The organism is Bifidobacterium pseudolongum subsp. pseudolongum DSM 20099 (genome assembly GCF_000771225.1).
Lineage (GTDB): Bacteria > Actinomycetota > Actinomycetes > Actinomycetales > Bifidobacteriaceae > Bifidobacterium > Bifidobacterium pseudolongum.
Map to the genome: position 1 here is coordinate 29,543 of NZ_JDTZ01000012.1, position 18,407 is coordinate 47,949.

Sequence of the window (18,407 nt, forward strand, 5' to 3'; positions counted from 1 at the left end):
TTGCGTCTGTCGGCCGGGGCCTGACCTAGGCTTCCTGCCGTGTGCCGCGTATGCGCGCGACGCCTGTGCGCGTCGCGCGCAGTATTGTTTGCATGCCGTACGCCGCGAGCGGGAACAGCAGCAGATAGAACGGCAATGTATAGATGCCCTTCGCTTCCCAGAAGAGATAGCACAGGAATCCACCGAGGAACGCCGCGCACAGGAAGGTGCGTGCGAACATCATGGCGTCTTCCATGGGGCGTGCGGTCGAGCGCACGACCGAAACGAGCATCGCGATCACACCTATGAGCGCAAGCGCGTAGAGCACCGTTTGCGCGATGTTCTCATACGAGGTGAGGCGTGCGGCGCCGGTCTCCGAAAGCAGCCATTGCGGCAGGCCGGTGAATCCGTGCGCCGACGATCCAAGCTGCGAATACAGCGAGGTCATGAATGTCGGCTCCGCCCACTCCGAAGCGAGTTTCATCGAGAAGAAATCCACAGCGTCGCCCGGATCATGCGCGAAATGCCGTATGCGTTCCATGACGAATTCCTGGGCCACCTGCGCCTGTTGCCCGTAATCGCCGTGGGTCTTGTGGTAGGTGTTCAGGGGGATCGCGGTCCACCAGCCGGGTGTGGTGCCTTCATGCTCATTGAGGCCCAAGGTGATCCACGAGAGCATGGGCATGCCCTTGCCGAAATCCTGATGGGTGATGTGCTCGATGATGCGCACCGGCAGTTTGGTGAGCATGTACGCGCCGCCGAACGAGACGAGGGCCACCGCGCCCTGCCACCATTTGCGGTTGGCAACCACCACGAGCACAATGCCGATGATTGCGGCGAGCATGAGGATGATGAACGTCGATTTGAGGATCACGCCAACGCCACAGACGAGGAACCCGCCCACAAGCGCCAGCACGCACTGCCATGCGTGCTGTGTGCGGAACGCCTGCGCGATCAGTGCCACACCGGCTATGGTGATGCTGAAGCCGACGGCGTTCGGGTAGACGAAGGTGGCGAACATCAACAGCGGCACGCATGTGGCGAGCAGGGCGGCGAGGGCTGCATGACCCGCGTCGTCGAGGCCGATGAGCGTGCCCAGGCGCCACAGCGCGGCCACGAGCCCGGTGACCGCGAATGCGTTGAGGATCTGGAACGCGATGATGTTGTGCGATCCGAAGATCGAACCGGCGAACACATACCACAGCATCGGACCCGTCTGGAACGGGTAGTACGAGAAGTAGGCGTGCGGGCTCGGCACGTCATGCGGGCGTGACAGACAGACTTCCGATTGGGTGCCAGGTGGGCAGAAATCAGGGGAATACCGCGCTGCATCGCCAATGAGCAGTGCATCGGCACCGTCGATGAGGCTCCGCGAATCGGGGTAGTCATAGGTCGTCAGGCCGACCGCGGCGATCCACAGGATTTGCGCAATCGTCACGAACGCGAGCAGGAACAGCAATGTGTTGCGTTGCTTGATGCGCGCGGCGCCATGCACGATGAGCATGAGTATGGCCACCAGCACGACGCACCCGCAGATGAACGCGAACGACGGTGCACCCAAGTGGGGGTTGACGAGTTCGGTGACACTGGCTGAGCCGACGCCACCGTTCCTGCGCTTGAACACACAAGTGAAGATGAGCGAGAGCACCAGTAGCAACGCCACCACAGCCGCTTCGAATCCCATGGCGATGGTGAGGAGCCAGCGTGATATGGCCGCGCAGATGGTGCGAGCGCTGCGCTGCGCCCCCTGATGGCCTGCCGCCGGGTCGGGATGGGCGGCTGTCTGATGGTGTGCTTGTGGGATTGTTGCCGTACTGCCTTCGGTGCCGCTGGCGGTGCGAGACATGGTTGTGCCCCCTTGACGTGTGGTGGTCCCCAGATATGTGAAAACTCAGATGGTTTCTTCGATGATATAGCGCGGCCTCGCCTTGACCTCGATGTAGATCTTGGCGATGTATTCGCCCACAATGCCCAAGGCCACTAGGATCAATCCGCCCAGGATCCACAGCGAGCACATCATCGACCCCCAACCGGCCACCGCATTGCCGGAGCACACGGAGATGAGCGTGTAGATGAGCATGGCGATGCCGACGAACACCGAGACGATGCCGGTGCCGGTGATGAGGCTCAGCGGTTTTGTAGAGAACGATGTGATGCCCTGCACGGCGAACGCGACCATCTTGCGTAACGGGTATTTCGATTCGCCGGCCACGCGCTCGCCTCGCTTGTAGTACACCTTGGCGGTGGGGAAGCCGAGCGAAGGCACGATGCCGCGCAGGAACAGGTTCGATTCATGGTATTGGGCCAACGCCTCCAACGCCGTGTGGCTCATCAACCGGTAATCGGCGTGGTCCGGCACCGTTTCGGTGCCCAATCCCTTCATCAGCGCATAGAACATGTGCGCGGTGCCGCGTTTGAAAGCCGTGTCGGTCTCGCGGTTGTCGCGCACGCCATACACGATCTCCGCGCCTTCGCGCCAGGCCTCCACCATGGCGCCCACGGCGCCGGGGTCATCCTGCAGGTCGGCGTCCATCGATACAGCCACATCCGCCGGCGAGTGCAGGGCGTGCATCAATCCGGCGAACAGCGCGTTCTGGTGCCCCTTGTTGTGTGCCAATTTCAGGCCATGGAACAACTCGGGGTCCTCATTGTGCAGCGCGCGGATCACACCCCATGTGCCGTCTTTCGAACCATCATCCACGAACAGCACACAGCTGCGCGCGTCGATCTGATGCACATCGATGAGCTGCCGCAGGATCCGCCGCAGCTCACCTGCGGTGGTGCGCAGGCCGGGTTCCTCGTTGTAGCACGGAATGACGAGCATGGTGCGCGGGGGTGTGCGCAACTCTGCCGGTGTAGCGACTGTGGTTGGTTCCTCACTCATAGGTGCCAGTGTAGGACGACGATTGGTCCGCCGCGCACAGCGAAGCACGCGGTTGAGCCGGCAGTTGAACCGGGAGCGCATGTGTAGGTATTGCACGCGTGCGTTACGCGCGCCGCTTGTTATCGTTTCAATCTCGTAGAATATCTGCATGTGCCATGCACTGCCATCAGGATTCCTCGATGGCCTGTGCGGGGTCGCAAGGCCATACGTGCAGCAAAGCATGGCGGTAGTAAGGAAGGGGTAGGAATGCGCAAACGCAAACTGGCTGCAATCATTCTTGCCGTGTCGGTGGGTCAGGGACTGTTGTATCCGTCCCTTTCCATGGCGCAGGATGCGCATATGCAGGACATTCCCGTATATGATTCCGCGCAGGTCGACGCGCAACACGAATCGGAGACGGACGGGGCCGATCAGGGCACCGGGCAGGCGCAGGATCAGCAGGCCGGCGCCACAGGCACCGACAGCGAGGGCACTGATGGCACAGAGAGCCCACACCAGCCCGAGGGCACGGACATCGGCTCGTCGCAGCCGGCCGATGGCACGGGCAATGATGCCGCCGCAACGGAGGAGTCCAATCTCAGCCAGTCCGAGGCGCCGGAAACCGCCAGCACAGACGAAGATGGCGAACAAGGCGCCGCGGACGAGCAGCGTAGCGCCGAAACCAAAGACGACAAGACGGCCAAGGACGGTGTGACGCCGCCGAGTGACGACTACACCGGTTGGGTTGAGCACGACGGCAAGCGATAGATATTGGTTCGACAAAGGCGTGCAGGCGCGCGACAAAGAGGTCTACGACCGTCAAAGCGACGCTTGGTACTATTTCGATGCCAACGGCGAGATGCTGAAGAACACCAATAAGGACCTTCCCGGCAAAACCGTGCGCTACGACGAGAACGGCCGCATGGTCAAGGGTGAGAAGCGCATCGGCAACGACGACTACTACTTCGACATGCAGACCGGCGCCATGGCGCGCAACAAAGACGTCTTCCTGCGCGCTGGCAAGGGGCGTTGGGTGCGCTATGACGGCAACGGCCACATGATCAAAGGCCGCGAACACTGCCACAATGGCGGCTGGTACTACTTCGAAGCCGACGGCACCATGGCCAAAGGCATGAAGCACATCAGCTCCAATGGTGGCAAATGGGTGTATTACGACTGGACCACCGGCAAGATGGCCCACGGTGAGAAATACGTGAACTACGACGCCGAGCACACGGGTTGGTATTACTTCCACAACCAGACCGGCGCCATGCAATATGAATTCGTCTACCACCGCAACGCCGACAAGTGGGTGTACTACCACAAGACCACCGGCAAGATGCTCTACGGCGAACACTACATCAACAAGGGCTGGTACTACATGCACCCGAAGACGGGTGCGCTTGCCAAGGGCTTTACCACCGTCAAGGGCAAGCGGGTGTATTACGATCCCCAGTCGAGCCGCATGGTGCACGGGCCCGCGGTGATCAGCGGGCGCCCGTACTACTTCGACAAGACGACCGGCCGCCAGCACGGCAAGCACCCGGACTGCCCGGGTGCGCTCGCCATCAACGGCGGCATCGTGTGCCCGCACGGTCCGTGCATGGCGTTCGTCTGGTACGTCTTCCATTCGGCAGGCTACGACGTCTTCCTGTGCAACGGCGGTTCCGTGAACGGCAAGCAGTCCGGCTGGCCGCAGCACAACTACGACTGGTATGCGCGCCGTGGCCGCATCAGCAATACACCCAAGGTGGGCGACATCGTGTTCTGGAAGTTCAGGGACGCCACATGGGCCACGAGCGCAAGCCACGCCGGCTTTGTGGTGTCGGTTGCGCCCGGTCGTGTGACGATCGTGGACGCCGCGTTCACCAACATCGCGGAGCGCACAATCTCGTGGGGTCTGTACCCGGCCACGCCGCAGTACGCAACGCCGTTCTACGGCTGATCGCCCGGCATAGCCGCCGCACTGCAGAGCCAAAAGGGCCGCGCAATGGAATTGTTCATTGCGCAGCCCTTTTGTCGATGCAATGACACTGTGAATGTGTGGTTATTTCTAGGATTGAGCAGTGATTGCCTTGCTAGTATGGGAATGAATTATGTTCACAGCATAATCAGCGATGAGGAGGCGAGGGAGCACTATGAGAAGAATCCAACGCAATGTGGCAGTCGTCGCCGTATTGGCAGTGCTGGGAACCGGCGTTCCCGCAGCGCATGCACAAGAGGCGCTCACACTCGATGGGCCGGTGGCGGCCACACTGTCTGCACCGGCGCCGGTGGTGGACGTGTCTCGCGCCGTCGGAGGCACGACCAGCGTTTCGCTCGGGGAGGGCGGCACGACCGTGTTCACTCGGGACACAGTCGACCAGCGGGCAGTGTATGCACAGGCGCTCAACGGCGTGATTGCATGGCGCAAAGACGCGCTCGCCGACGCGAACATCAAACTGCCATACAACGGCACCTATCTGACCGTGCCGGAGTACCTACAGGAAATCGGCATGACCGAAAGCGAGTATCTGAGCCCGCAGTGGTCGAATGCGCTTGAGCTGATTGCACTGCAGCGCGCGATTGAAGCATATGACTACGATCTGGGCCATACGCGCCCCAACGGCGACAGTTGCTGGACGGCTCAATACAACGGCATCGGGTCCTGGGGCGAGATCCTGGCATGGGGCCGCCTACCATGCGCGGCGCCATCGATCTGTGGGCTTCCGAAAAAGCGGACTATCTCAAGGAACTCAACAACGAGCCGCACGGTGCCACCGGTCATTACGTGGCGCTGATCACTCCGGAGAACCGGTATTACGGGTTCGCTGGAGCCTCTGGCATGAGGTACGGCACAACGTGGTCGGGTGAAATGGCGTCGACACTGCAGGGTTCACAGACCGCGACGAACCTCAAGGGAACATACGAGTTCTCGGTCAATGTGAGCGTGGACAAGCTTGCGCAGGGCGTCTCCGTCGAACTGCCCAGCCAGTTGAAGATGGGACAGCAGGCACAGGCCAAGGCAAAGCTCGCCTATATGGGCGGGCGGTACGAGCTCCGCGGCGGCTGGTCGTCATCGAATCCGGCGGTGCTGTCGGTCGATGCAAACGGCACGGTGACCGCGCACAACGAGGGCACTGCCCGCATTACCATCAGTGCCCAAGGCCAGTCATTCTCCACAAACGTGCAGGTCTCGGCGGTGAGCCTTGCATTCGACGCGAACGGTGGCAGTGGTTCCACGCAGGCCGTGAAAGGTGCCGCCGGCGCCAAAGTCACCGTGCCGGCGAACGCGTTCAGTCGGGTAGGCCACACCTTTACCGGCTGGAACACCAAGGCCAATGGCGCCGGCACGGCATACAAGCCGGGCGAGCAATACACGCTTGGTTCTTCGGATGCGACGCTGTATGCGCAGTGGGAACTCAACACGTACACGGTTCAATTCGATGGAAACGGGGCGTCCACCAGTGTCGGCCCAGTGAAGGTGCAGCACGGCAAGACCATTGCACAGCTGCAGACGCCGACGAACATCGGCCGTGCATTCGCCGGCTGGTACACGGCGCGCACCGGCGGATCGCGGTTCGATTTCAAGACGCCGGTCACCGGCGACATGACGTTGTATGCGCGTTGGAACAACATGGTCTTTGCGGACGTGCGGCAAGGGGACACCCCTCATGCAGCAGACATCCAGTGGCTTGCCGACAACGGCATCTCCGGCGGGTGGTTCGAATCGAACGGCACCTATACGTTCCGTGGCATGAGCCCGGTTGTACGGCAGGATATGGCCGCGTTCCTGCGCCGCGAGGCGGTCAAACGAGGTGTCTCGGATGCGGCCACGTGGAAACCGTCGGCCGCGGATTGGAAGCGGTTCAAGGATGTGGATAGGGCGACGCCTCATGCCGAGGATATCCTGTGGCTTGCGCATGCGGGCATCTCCACTGGTTGGCAGGAGCCTGACGGCACCTCTACGTTCCGCGGTATGAACCCGGTCGTGCGGCAGGATATGGCTGCGTTTTTGAAGCGTCTGGCCGATGCGGCGGGCAAATCGGGCGGCGTCACGCCGAAGACCGATTTCACCGACGTGACCATGAACACGCCGCACAAGGCGGAAGTGGAATGGCTCGGTGGTTCGGGCATCAGTGAAGGTTACCGCAACGCGGATGGCTCATGGCGCTTCGAAGGCATGACCCGCGTGTACCGTCAGGACATGGCCGCGTTCATCCACCGTCTTAACGCCTGCTTAGACTGATGCTGCCATAGGCCGCGGGGTGTAACGGGCAGGTATTGTCCCCGCTCCGCAGACGGGTGCTATTGCAGCTGGTTCGCCGGATCCTCGAAGACCTTGGCCCACGCCTCGAAGCTCGCCATATCGGAGTTCTGGTATTCCTTGGCCAGGCTTTCCCAACGCTTGAGCAGCTCCTTGGCCAGGAACAGCCCGCGCATCGTCTGTTGGCGGTAGAGCTTGCTGTCGCGCCGCAACCATGCCACCGAATCACCGTCCGGAGAGGTCACGACCGCGGAGTTCACACCCGCGTAGGCGGGCCAGGACGCGTCGCGCGAGGGGATCAGCAGGTCCGGCTGGGTGTCGCGCATGCCGTTTCCACGTGAAACAAATGCCTTCGCGATCGTCTTCATGGCCTGCAGCCGCACGTCGATCATGCTTGGCCGCGGTTTCATGTTCGCGATGTATTCGGCCTTCGGAGTGGGGAAGTCGTCGCGATTACGTGTGGTCGCGGAATCCGGGAACCCTTCGCGTGCTTTGCGTACGTCGCCCAGTTTGGTGGCAAGCGTGTCCGCGATGTAGTCGGGGCCGCGCATGATGTCACGCAAGGCCAGATGATGCAGATGCATGGCGGAATAGACGAGTTCCACACCGGCCTTCGCGTCGTCGAACAGCATGCCGTACAGGAAGTGCCATGAGGGCTTGGTGCAGTGCAGCAGGCTGCAGATCCAATGGTTGCGGTACAGGTAATACCCTTCCCACGTGCGGGACGGGTCCTTCGCATGCCACGCCTGGTGCCATACAGCCACGCCCGGCAGGCAGACGGTGTGGTATCCGTGGTCTTCGGCGCGCAATCCATAATCCACGTCGTCGAATTTGATGAACAGCGGTTGCGCCAAGCCGATCTCGCGCATGATCTGCGTGGGGATCAGGCACATCCACCAGCCGTTGAAATCGGAATCCGCGCGCCGGTGCAGCTTCGGGGAGTCCCGCAGTGGCTGGGTGGCGAAGTCGTGGTTGTATTCAAGCCCGGCCGCCGGCTGTGTCCAGTACGACGCGCGGTTGTAGCGTTCGCCAAGCGTGTACAGCATCGTGCGGTTGTCGAGGTGGAACATGCCGCCGCCCACAATCGTCGGTCGTGTGCAGTAGTCGGCGAACTGCACGGCGCGCATGATCGACTCCGGCTCGCTGATCGCGTCGTCGTCGAGCAGCAGCGTGTAGTCGCTTTTGCCGGCCTTCACCGTTTCGTACATGCCGCGTGCGAACCCGCCGGAGCCGCCCATGTTGCGCTGGCGCACGTAGGTGAGCTGGCTGCCCAGATCTTTCGCCACGGCGGCGAAGCCCGGCTCGTCGCGCACCAGATCGGTGCCTTGGTCAGTGCAGTAGATCGTGTCGAGCCGCCCGCGCACATTCGCGTCGGCGGCGATCGCCTTGAGTTGGTTGAGGCAGTACGGCGCGCGGTTGAACGTGGTGATGGCGATCGACAGCGTGCCGTCGCTGCCGCGGCGCGCCTCAACGGGCACGCTCCACGCGGCGTCTTCGATCGTCAGGTCGTCGCTGTCGCCGGCCTTGGCGTCGAACCAGAAGAAGCCGCCGTCCATGAGGCCGGTCATGGCGAGTTCCGCGCGCACGGTCGTCGCGCGGGTCGGCGCATTGACGTCGATGGTGCCGGCGGGCTCAAACAGGCCGCGGCCGCTGGAGCGGAACAGCATGATGGTGCCGCGGCCGCGCACGCGTGCACTGAACTGCACAGCGTCGACGCGTGTCCAGCGCCGCCAATAGCCGGCGGGGAAGGCGTTGAAGAATGTGCACAGCGAGGCGTGGCGCCCGGCGAGCACGGTGAGCGACGCGCGCCCGTTCACACGGAACACGTTGTGCGCGCCGTCGGCCGGCTGCGCGTGGGCCGTGTCTTCAAGCAGCGAGCGGAACTCGGTTTTCGTCATCTGTGCGAAGTCGAGCGAGACGAAGTCCTTGTGCGGGTCGAGTGTGCCTTCGCCCATGTGCGGGCGCGTCCATTCGATCGCGTACAGCGGCATCGTCAGGTCCTGGTCGAGCACGGGGTAGACGACGCGGCTCACCGCCTGCCATTGCGGGGCGGGTGACTGGGATTGCAAAGGATTCGTTCTCGGCATACGCCTCAGTATAACGACAGCGGCTCACTGCTTCGGCAGATCCATGAATCCCATCTGCTGCAGGTAGTTCTCACCCACCGTCATGTCGTACTGCACCATGCGGTAGTCGTCAAGCAGCTGCTTGGCTTTGGCGGACAGCGACTTCGGGTCGATCGGATCGCCTTGACTGTTCAGGTACGTCGGCGCGTCCTCGGTCTCCCACTCACCCATGTTCGTGGATGCGCGTGAAATCGCAGGGACCTCGGCATGCAGCTCGTCGAGCAGTGCCAGATACGGCGAGATCTTCGAGTCCAGCTGCTGTGCCGTCTGCGCCATGAAGAAATTCGACGACGTATAGGCAGCGTCTTCTTCGGGCAGCTTGGTGTCGTGCGATTTCGAAGCGGCGTTCGACCAGATGAAGTAGTTCGTCTCGTGCAGGGCGAGGTTGTTCTTCGTGTCCTGTGAGGCGGTCGTGTAAATGCCGGGCAGGTGGTCGCCGTAGAACACCACGGTGATCGGCTTGTCAATGGCGTCAAGGTCGTTGAGGAACTGCTCGGTGGCTTCGTCGGTGCGCTGCACGCCCTTGGCGTATTCAGAATGCACGCCCATCTCGTTGCCCGGCACGCCCTGCGAGTCGTTCGCGGCGTGGAATTCGTTCTCGCCGCCGTACAGATCCGGGTAGGGCGAATGGTTCTGCATCGTCACGAGCTCGATGTACTGGGCCGGCTTGTTGCCGGAGGTGTTGGCGCGCACCTCTTCGACCACGTTCTTGTAGGCCTCTTCGTCGGTCACATTGCCTGAATCAGCCACAGCGCCGTGGTAGGTGCCCGCGTGCGTGATCTTCGGGTCGCTGTCGAGCGTGTAGAGGTGCGAGAACCCGAATTTCTTGTAGTTCGCGCCACGCAGATAGAAGCCTTGCAGGAACGGATGGAATCCGACCGAGCAGCTTGTGGAGCCGCATGCCTGATTCCACATCTGGTTGAACGAATACATCTCGGGTCGCGTCGGCACGAGCTGCTGGTATGGCGAGAGCATGGTGTCACTGAAATTCGCCATGCTCAGGCCGGTCATCTGCTGGAACTCGATGTTCGCGGTGCCGCCGCCATAACCGGGCGACAGCATGAGCCCCGCCGTCGTCACGTCGCCGAGCGAACGGATGAACGGCATGGGATCGGTGATGAAATGCACGCCCGGTACACGGTTGGGGTCGGAGAACGATTCGGAGAGCACCATGATCACCGTGTTGTCGGTGAGCGTGCTCGCGCGCTCCTGATTGATGCGCGTGGCCGCCTGCTCGTAGCGTTGTGCGATCGTCTTCATTGCCTGTTCGTTGTATCCGGGCTCCTCATCCATCGCCTTCACATTCGTAAGGCTCAGGAATGTGGTTGTGGCGCCAGCCTGCTGGGCGTCGTCCATCACGTTCCACAGGCGTGGCACATAGCCCACTTCATCAGCGAGCTCGCGCGTGCGCGAGCCGGGAATCGCGAGGCCGGTGGCGTATGAGACCATGAGCCAGATGCTCAGCGCCGGTGCGAGGATGCGGCAGATCAATCCGAAGATGTTCTTTGGGCCGGCGATCGGGTGGCGCCACGAGCAATAGATGAAGGGGGATCGCCGGTCGACGAGCTGCAGCAGCAGGCAGATCACCACAAACCAGACGACGAGCGAAACGCCGGCGTTGATGGTGGTGCGCAGGTCGTCGGTCACGAATGAGGCCACATTCTCGCCGCCGCCACCATTGCCGGTCAGGAACCCCAGATCGGAAGGGATGATGGGCTCGCCGCGCATGGCGACCTTGACCTTGCCTGCGAACGCAGTGATGCCGGCGATCGCGCCGAAGAACGCCGTGCCGATCCAGAACCGGTTCGTCACGGTGATACAGATCAGGTACAGGATGCCGAGCGCGAAGAAGTTGAGGATGCCCGACGTATTGGCGAGCCAGTGGTAGGTGCCGTTCATCACCTGCATCACCAGGCCGTCTTCCGCCGTCGGGTCATAGGTGAGTTGCGGCACAACGCTCCACAGCAGGAACATGTTCGCCATTTCGATGAGCATGAACATGATCACCACATACGCGCCATACGAGAACTTCGGGCGCTTGGCCCACGTCTGGTAGAACCTGGTCTGCTTGTACCGGCCATACCGTGCACGCCAGGCGCGGATCGGATGCTTGCGCCAATCCACAGCGCTCTCTGTTGCGCTACAGGTAGTGTTTTTTCCGTTACCCTCCAGAGCTTTTCCGCTGGAAATGGCCGTTTCTGTGGGGAGCGTCGAGGATGAAACACTACCCGTAGCAGAAGAAGCACTACCCGTAGCGGTCTGGGTAGCGCTGGACGTAACCGTGGTGGTGTCGGAGGAAGTGGTGGCACCGATGGAGGCGGAAGCGTTACCTGCAGCAATGCGGCCCGCGGCCATGGACGTGAGTGTGCGGTCGGTACGATGCCGCCGTCTGATGCGTTCGATTTTCGCGTCGTGCAGCCTGCGCAGACGGGTGCCGGTGTGCCGGCGGTGATGGCGCCTGATCGAACTACTCATACGGTATTGCCTTTCCACAAACACTGCACACGGCTGCGCCAATCGCCCTGGTCATTCTCTCAATGGCGCGTCAATGGCGCGCAGCCGTGCATCAGCATTGTAGTCAGCGTGGCCGATAGCACCCGCGCACGCGCCCCGGGTATGCTTGGAACCATGCGCTATTCCGTCACCGCCGTCGTGGTCTCCTACAATCGCGAAGACCTGCTTGCCGAATGCCTCGCAGGCATCGACCGGCAGACACGCCAGCCCGACCGCCTGATCATCATCGACAACGCCAGCACCGACGGCGCGCTCACCGTCGCCCGCCGTTTCGCCGCGCGCACCGCCATCGACACGCGCGTGGTGGCGTTGCCGCGCAACATGGGAGGCGCCGGCGGCTTCACCACGGGGATCGCGCTCGCCGTCGAACCGCTCATGCAGCCGCGCGCGCCGCACGAGGCCGGCCCCGGCTACCGCATGGGCGGCTATGAGCCCCAGCCTGGGCTCATGCACGAGGTGTGGCTCATGGACGACGACACCGTGCCGCTGCCGAACGCGCTCGACGAACTGTTGCGCGCTTCTGACGCGTGCATCGCGCAGAACGGCCGCGTGCCGGTGGCCTTGGGGTCGAAAGCCGTGTGGACCGACGGCCGCGAACACCTGATGAACAAGCCGCGCCCCCGCACGCACCCTGCGAAGGGCGGCACGAAACTGCGCGGTTTCCCCTCCGCCTACCAGACGCGTTCGCTCTCGTTCGTTTCGTGCCTGCTCAACGCAGACACGGTCGCCGCCATGCGCAGGCTGCCCAAGGCCGCGTATTTCCTGTGGAACGACGATTACGAATACACCACCGCGCTACTCAAACGGCACATCGGCTACTACGTGCCCGCAAGTGAGGTGGTGCACAAGACGAAGGTCTTCGGTTCGAGCGACGCCGACCCAGGTGCACGCTTCTACAACGAGGTGCGCAACAAAATCTGGCTGTGGCGGGGGTCGCGCGGCAACTTCACGCGCACCGAACGTGTGCTGTTCCTGCTGAAGACCGTGCGCCGCTGGGGGCTCACCTGGCTGCGCTCGCCCGACCGCAAGGTGATCGGCGACTGCCTGCGCCGTGGGTGGCATGACGGATGGCACACCACCCCCGAACCCAATACGCGTATCGATTTTGGCGACGACTCCGTGAACCGCGCCGTGCGCGCGTGTGAAGGCACGCCTGCCGACGATTAGGACGCGCTCGCCGCGTTCTCGGCATCGTCCGGCGCGCTGTGCCGTCCGCGCTTCGGTGGCTCGGGCTGCTCAGGCACGGATTCAAGCGCGCCATTGCGCTTATCGACGATCGCGTGGTAGGCGCGCTTGCGGATCGCCATCGGCGTGAGCCGGTACGCCGCGCGCACGGCCACATTGCGCAGGAACTGCCACGGTGTGGTGAACCCGTCACGCATGAACCGCCACTGCAGGCGGCATTCCTCGACGAACATCGAGAATCCGCCGCGCCGCTCATACGCCTCTTTGTTCGTGCGGTAGAGCACAAGCGGCTCGGGCACGTTGAGGAACTGCGCATGGTTGAGCATCATGCGCTCCCACAGCATGTAGTCTTCAAACCGGCCCGCGTCTTCCGGGTATCCTCCGGCCGCGATCACCGCGGATTTGCGGAACACGACGCTCGGATGATGGATCGGCGACTGCAGGCGCGCGTATTTCGCAAGCTCCGCGCCCTCCGCCGGCAGCAGGCGCACCTGCCCCAGCTCGCTCTCGTTGCCGCTGAATTCGCGGATCGCACTGCCCAGCACATCCACATTGCCCGAGCCGTCCGCCCGCGCATGCGACGCCGCGCGCGACGACGCGACGAATTGCGGGATGATTGTGGCGAAACGGTTCGGCAGCGAGACGTCGTCGCAATCCGCACGCGCGATGTATTCGTACAGGCAATGCCCAAGCCCCACGTTGAGCGCGTGGGCGAGCCCATGGTTCTCCTCGAGCGGCACCACCGTGACGGTGGGGGCGGGCATGTCCGGGTGTTCGACGGCGAACCACACTGCCATCGTGGAGGGCAGCGAATCAAGGTACCGCTGGATGTCGTCGGGCACCGGGCCGTCGCGCACGATCACGAGCTGCGCAGGCGGCAGCGTCTGCTCGATCGTGCCCGACTGCACGGCGCGCTCGAGCTCGCGAAGTGTGTTGCCACCGTACACCGACATGAGCAGGGTGAACGGCGGCAGTTCGCGTGTGGGTTGCTGGTCCGACTTCTTCACGGTTCCATCGTAAACCACACACAATGACGAAGCGATGTGCAGGCGCGTGCATTTCCATGCCTTAAGCGAACGCCGCCGGCCCGTTCACCGTGAAACCGCAAGGATGAACGGGCTCGCCGGCAGGGCGCTCGCGTTGTACAGCAGACTATCGCTGTGCGGCTCGCCGGCCCACAGGTACCGCACTTGGCTGATTGCGCGCACCTGCGGGCAGCGCAATATGACGGTGTCGCCATTGATTGAGGCCGTGGCCTTGTGGAACTCGCCACTGGAATCGGCCACTTCGAACCCTTCGACCGGTTGCGACGTGGCGGTCGCCACCGCGTCGGCGCTCGCCGAGAGCGAATAATCCGGTTTCATCGCGCGCAATCCCTGCGCGGTGCCGTTTCGGAACGCCAGTTGCACGGTGCCGTCGCCGGTGCGGCGTGCAGTGGCGGCGAGCGGGCCGGAGGGAATCGCCTTGTGCGCGCGAATCGCCCGCCACTGGCTTGCCATGCGCGCGGCGATGATGTCTTTGCCGAGCGGGTGGATCACCGAAGACGTGCCTTTGTCGGTGTCGATCGTCACGGTCATGCCGAGATTCGCCGTGTTCTTCAGATTGGGGTCGGTCAGTGTGTCCAGCTGCGCCTGGCGTACATACTGCGTGTACTGTGCGCCGCCCCAGCGCGCGAGCTGCACGTAGAGGAACGGCATCTGCGGATCTTCGAACACCGTGCGGTAGTCGTTGATGAGCGTGCTGAACCGCGCCTCGTAATCGAGCGCGTTCTGCAGCTGCCACGCGTCATTGCAGCCCTGGTACCAGATTACGCCGGCGATGCGCATACCGCGCAACGGCGCGATGTGGTTCTTGTAGATGCTTCCGCCTGGTACATGGTCGCGGATCGGCGTGCCGCCCCACGCCGTCTGGATGATGCCGATCGGCACATGCGGCTCGTCCGCGCGCAACCGCTGCGCGAAGAGCTGCGGCAGATAGCCCAGATATTGCGCGTCCGTGCCGGTGCAGGGCTTCCATTGGTCGTCCATCACACTGTCGACTGGGAAATCGGCGCCCTCGGTGGTATGCGCGGCGCGGATGAAGTGGATGCCCGGGTCGTCCACAAGCGCGGGCAGGTCGCTGAGTGTGAACGCGGAGCCGAGGTTCCTGCGCGCCCGGTCCGCCGTGCCGTAATACTGCTGGTAGTTGAGTTCCATGTTCGATTGCCCGCTCGCCACAAACACGTCGCCGATGTACACCGTGTTCAGGTGGAACACCGTCTGGTCACCGTACGCCACAGTCAGTTCGTATGGCGTCTCGCTCGCCGGCAGTGCGTCAAGTGTGGCGGTGAACCGATTGCCCTTCACCGTGGTCTTCCCTGAGCGCCGGGTGCGGTCACCGGTCAGCGTCACGGTGATCGCCGAGGCGTCCACCTCGCCGTCCTGACGTGCGATCAGCCCGCTGAGCGTGATTGGTGCGTCGCGCTGCAGCACCATCTGCTCCGCCACATACGGCTGCATCGCCACCGACACTTCGCCAGATGCGGTGCTCGCACTGTTGCTCGGCGCGGTCATGGCGCTGGTGTTGTGTGCACTGCCGCACGCGCCCGCGCACACGGCGAGGCACAGTGCGAGTAGCAGCGCAAGCGCGCGTCTGCAGTCGTGCGGCAGGTGCGGTGTGCGCGCTGGTGCGGATGAAATACGCGTGGTTCGCGCTGTGTGCAGCATGGGTCTACCTCGGTTCGCGACGGGTCGGCGGGCCGGGAATGCCCGCTGTGTTGTTTCCTAGGGTAGCTCTACCATTCATAAGCACGGGGGCAGCGCACCGCGCAGTGCGGATGGGACTGTTCCGCATAGCAGAGGAGCCACGGCGAAAGGAAGCGGATATGGCATCCGAGAACAACGAATACCCGGATCTGGTCATTGTGGGGGCGGGCCTGTTCGGCCTCACGGTGGCGCAGCAGGCGGTCGAGAAGCTGGGTGTGAACGTGCGCATCATCGACGTGCGCGACCACATCGGTGGCAACGCCTACTCGTATATGGATCCGGAGACCGGCGCCGAGATCCACAAGTACGGCGCGCACCTGTTCCACACGTCCAACAAGCGCGTGTGGGATTATGTGAACCGCTTCACGTCGTTCACCGATTACGTGCACCGCGTCTATGCCACGCATGACGGCGAGGTCTACCCGCTGCCGATCAACCTGGGCACCGTCAACCAGTTCTTCCGCGCGCATTACACGCCCGCCGAGGCCAAGGCGTTGATCGAGGAGCAGGCCGGTGAGCTCGCGGGCACCGATCCGGCGAATCTCAACGACCAGGGCATTTCGCTCATCGGACGCCCGCTGTACGAGGCGTTCATCAAGAACTACACCGCCAAGCAGTGGCAGACCGACCCGAGCGAACTGCCGGCGAGCATCATCAAGCGCCTGCCCGTGCGTTTCAATTACGACAACCGCTATTTCAAAGACACGTGGGAAGGCCTGCCCACCGACGGCTACACCGCATGGTTTGAGAAGATGATCGACGACCCGCGCATCGAAGTCTCGCTCAACACTGACTTCTTCGACGAATCGCAGCCGTACAACAAGAAGGCGCTGCTCGAAGCGGGCGTGCCGGTCGTCTACACCGGCCCGGTGGACCGTTACTTCGACTACGACCTAGGCGAGCTCAAATGGCGCACCGTGGACTTCAAAGAGGTGCGCTACGACGAAGGCGACCATTTCGGCTGCCCGGTCATGAATTTCTCCGACGCCGACGTGCCGTACACGCGCGCCATCGAATTCAAGAATTTCAACCCGGAGCGCGCGGACCAGCAGAACCCCGACAAGACCGTGGTCTGGGAGGAGTATTCGCGTTTCGCGGACCGCGACGACGAGCCGTATTACCCGATCAACACCGAGTCGGACAAGGCGCTGTACGCGCAGTACAAGCAGAAGGCCGCCGAAGAGCCGAACGTCGTATTCGGCGGGCGCTTGGGCACATACGCGTATTACGACATGCACAATGTGATCGATCAGGCCCTCACCGCGTATGAGGAGCAGATCGAACCGATGCTCAAGAAGGACTGATCCGCAACAGGCTGAAGCGCACGTGGGCCGGGCACTGCGCCCGGCCCGCGTGCTGTGCGTGAGAGGGAGGAGCCAAGGATGCCGGCTGTGCAGCGGATCCGTTTTTTCGATATGGCCAAGGGCATCGGCATCCTGTGCGTGGTGCTCGGGCATGCCGCCATCGAATCGATATTCGTGGAGCCGTCGAACACGGCGCAATGGGCCATGGCAACGTGCTTTTCGTTCCATATGCCGCTGTTCTTTCTGATCGCCGGGTACTTCATGCACCCCGAGCGTGATTTCCAGTGGCGCAAAGAGGGCAAGCAGCTCGTGCTCACCTATGCCATCACGGCGTGCCTCGTGGTTGCGGGCGCCGGTGTGATGGCCAAACTGCGGCACCTTAACGTGCGCGATATGGTGCGCTTCTGGGCCGATGCCGCGTGGTACGGCTCCGGTGACGTCTCCGCCAACACGATGTGGGAGGTGCAGGGGCGCATCGGCGCCATCTGGTTCCTGCTCGCCATGTTCTGGGCGCGTCTGCTCATGCACATCTTCGCGCGCATGCCCTATACCGGCTGCTGGGTGGCCGGCAGCTTTGTGATGGGTTGGGTTTCAAGCCGCAGTGTATGGCTGCCGTGGAGCTTCCAATCGGGCATGTGCGCGGTGGCGTTTGTGTACTTGGGTGTGCTCGCCAAGCTGTACGACGTGCTGGGGCGTGTGCGCCGCTACCCGTGGATTTGGGCTGTGGCGGTGGCGTTGTGGGCGCTCGCGATCTGGAAGTTCACCGGATTCAGCATGGCCATGAACAATTACGGGGTGCACCCGGTGATGGCGGCGGTCGGCAGCATCGCCGGCACCTTGTGCATCATCGGCCTGTGCCAACTGCTCGACCATGTGCAGTGGATCGGCGCCGTGCTCAGCCGCGCGGGCCAGGCCACACTCGCCATCCTGTGTGTGCATCTGATCGAAGACGATGTGCTGCCATGGGGCGAGTGGCTCGTGACGCTGCACGCGAAGACGATTGGCATACCGCTTGTGGCGGTGGCGTTCTGCGCGCATCTGGTGATCGACTTGCTGGGTGCATGGGCGTTGTATTACGTGCCGGTGGTGAACACGTGGTTCTACCCGACGCTCGCCAAGGCGAAGGAACAGGCCAAGGTGGAAGGCGGGCGGCCACTGGCCGCGCCGGCCGGTGGTGGGGTTTCCGCGGCGCAGTGATGCGCGCTGGTGATGTGTTTGTCCGAGGGGCGGCTGCGTTGCAGTCGCCCCTCTGGTGTTGTGGATGTAGGTTTGACGGTTGTGTGACACGCCGAGGGAAGCATTGTGGTTGTTGGGTTTTGTGGGTTGCGACACGCCGGTGGGTTGTGTTGGTGGGGGTTGTGGTGTAGGTTTTTCTCTTGCTGCCGCTCGCGGTCTGGTCCGGTTCTTCCGGGTCGGGGTTGTGGGTGTGTTTGGTGGTTTGAGAAC

The 18,407-nt window shown here is 62.8% G+C and carries 13 protein-coding genes; 7 read left to right on the top strand and 6 right to left on the bottom strand.

Annotated elements, in window-relative coordinates:
- Positions 1-25: 25 nt before the first annotated feature.
- Both OU02_RS07490 and OU02_RS07495 read right to left on the bottom strand, forming a co-directional pair.
- Positions 26-1,825, bottom strand: coding sequence for a hypothetical protein (locus OU02_RS07490; protein ID WP_238551987.1), 1,800 nt, complete (start codon positions 1,823-1,825; stop codon positions 26-28).
- Between the two features lie 45 nt (positions 1,826-1,870).
- Complete coding sequence (locus OU02_RS07495) at positions 1,871-2,863, bottom strand: glycosyltransferase family 2 protein (RefSeq protein ID WP_033489660.1); 993 nt, start codon at positions 2,861-2,863, stop codon at positions 1,871-1,873.
- Between the two features lie 246 nt (positions 2,864-3,109).
- Between OU02_RS07495 and OU02_RS08760 the strand changes: the two genes are divergently transcribed.
- The 4 genes from OU02_RS08760 to OU02_RS08625 all read left to right on the top strand — a co-directional run bounded on the left by OU02_RS08760 (position 3,110) and on the right by OU02_RS08625 (position 7,070).
- Positions 3,110-3,610 carry a hypothetical protein gene (locus tag OU02_RS08760; protein ID WP_033489661.1) on the top strand — a complete coding sequence of 167 codons (501 nt, stop codon included), beginning with the start codon at positions 3,110-3,112 and terminating at the stop codon, positions 3,608-3,610.
- Positions 3,588-4,787: a CHAP domain-containing protein gene (locus OU02_RS08415; RefSeq protein WP_051918284.1), complete on the top strand. Its 1,200-nt coding sequence runs from the start codon at positions 3,588-3,590 to the stop codon at positions 4,785-4,787. The genes OU02_RS08760 and OU02_RS08415 overlap by 23 nt, the downstream gene beginning before the upstream one ends.
- 193 nt (positions 4,788-4,980) lie before the next feature.
- Positions 4,981-5,622, top strand: coding sequence for a hypothetical protein (locus OU02_RS08765; protein WP_152593168.1), 642 nt, complete (start codon positions 4,981-4,983; stop codon positions 5,620-5,622).
- Positions 5,523-7,070, top strand: coding sequence for an InlB B-repeat-containing protein (locus OU02_RS08625; RefSeq protein WP_160248859.1), 1,548 nt, complete (start codon positions 5,523-5,525; stop codon positions 7,068-7,070). The genes OU02_RS08765 and OU02_RS08625 overlap by 100 nt, the downstream gene beginning before the upstream one ends.
- Before the next feature lie 59 nt (positions 7,071-7,129).
- Here the strand turns inward: OU02_RS08625 and OU02_RS07520 are convergent, their stop codons facing one another.
- Positions 7,130-9,175 carry a glycosyltransferase gene (locus tag OU02_RS07520; protein ID WP_033489663.1) on the bottom strand — a complete coding sequence of 682 codons (2,046 nt, stop codon included), beginning with the start codon at positions 9,173-9,175 and terminating at the stop codon, positions 7,130-7,132.
- A 24-nt stretch (positions 9,176-9,199) separates the two neighbouring features.
- Positions 9,200-11,554: an LTA synthase family protein gene (locus OU02_RS07525; RefSeq protein WP_420796578.1), complete on the bottom strand. Its 2,355-nt coding sequence runs from the start codon at positions 11,552-11,554 to the stop codon at positions 9,200-9,202.
- 288 nt (positions 11,555-11,842) lie between these two features.
- On the opposite strand from OU02_RS07525, the gene OU02_RS07530 reads away from it, so the two are divergent.
- Positions 11,843-12,895 (top strand): glycosyltransferase, encoded by a 1,053-nt coding sequence (locus OU02_RS07530; protein ID WP_033489664.1) that lies wholly within the window; start codon positions 11,843-11,845, stop codon positions 12,893-12,895.
- Here the strand turns inward: OU02_RS07530 and OU02_RS07535 are convergent.
- Positions 12,892-13,866, bottom strand: coding sequence for a glycosyltransferase (locus tag OU02_RS07535; protein ID WP_051918300.1), 975 nt, complete (start codon positions 13,864-13,866; stop codon positions 12,892-12,894). The two genes, OU02_RS07530 and OU02_RS07535, sit on opposite strands and share 4 nt — an antisense overlap.
- A gap of 138 nt (positions 13,867-14,004) precedes the next feature.
- Positions 14,005-15,618: a sialate O-acetylesterase gene (locus OU02_RS07540; RefSeq protein ID WP_080720522.1), complete on the bottom strand. Its 1,614-nt coding sequence runs from the start codon at positions 15,616-15,618 to the stop codon at positions 14,005-14,007.
- 158 nt (positions 15,619-15,776) lie between these two features.
- Here OU02_RS07540 and glf point away from each other — a divergent pair, with 158 nt between their 5' ends.
- Positions 15,777-16,961: a UDP-galactopyranose mutase gene (gene glf, locus OU02_RS07545; RefSeq protein WP_033489665.1), complete on the top strand. Its 1,185-nt coding sequence runs from the start codon at positions 15,777-15,779 to the stop codon at positions 16,959-16,961.
- A 78-nt stretch (positions 16,962-17,039) separates the two neighbouring features.
- Positions 17,040-18,158 (top strand): acyltransferase family protein, encoded by a 1,119-nt coding sequence (locus OU02_RS07550; protein ID WP_238551980.1) that lies wholly within the window; start codon positions 17,040-17,042, stop codon positions 18,156-18,158.
- Positions 18,159-18,407 lie beyond the last annotated feature (249 nt).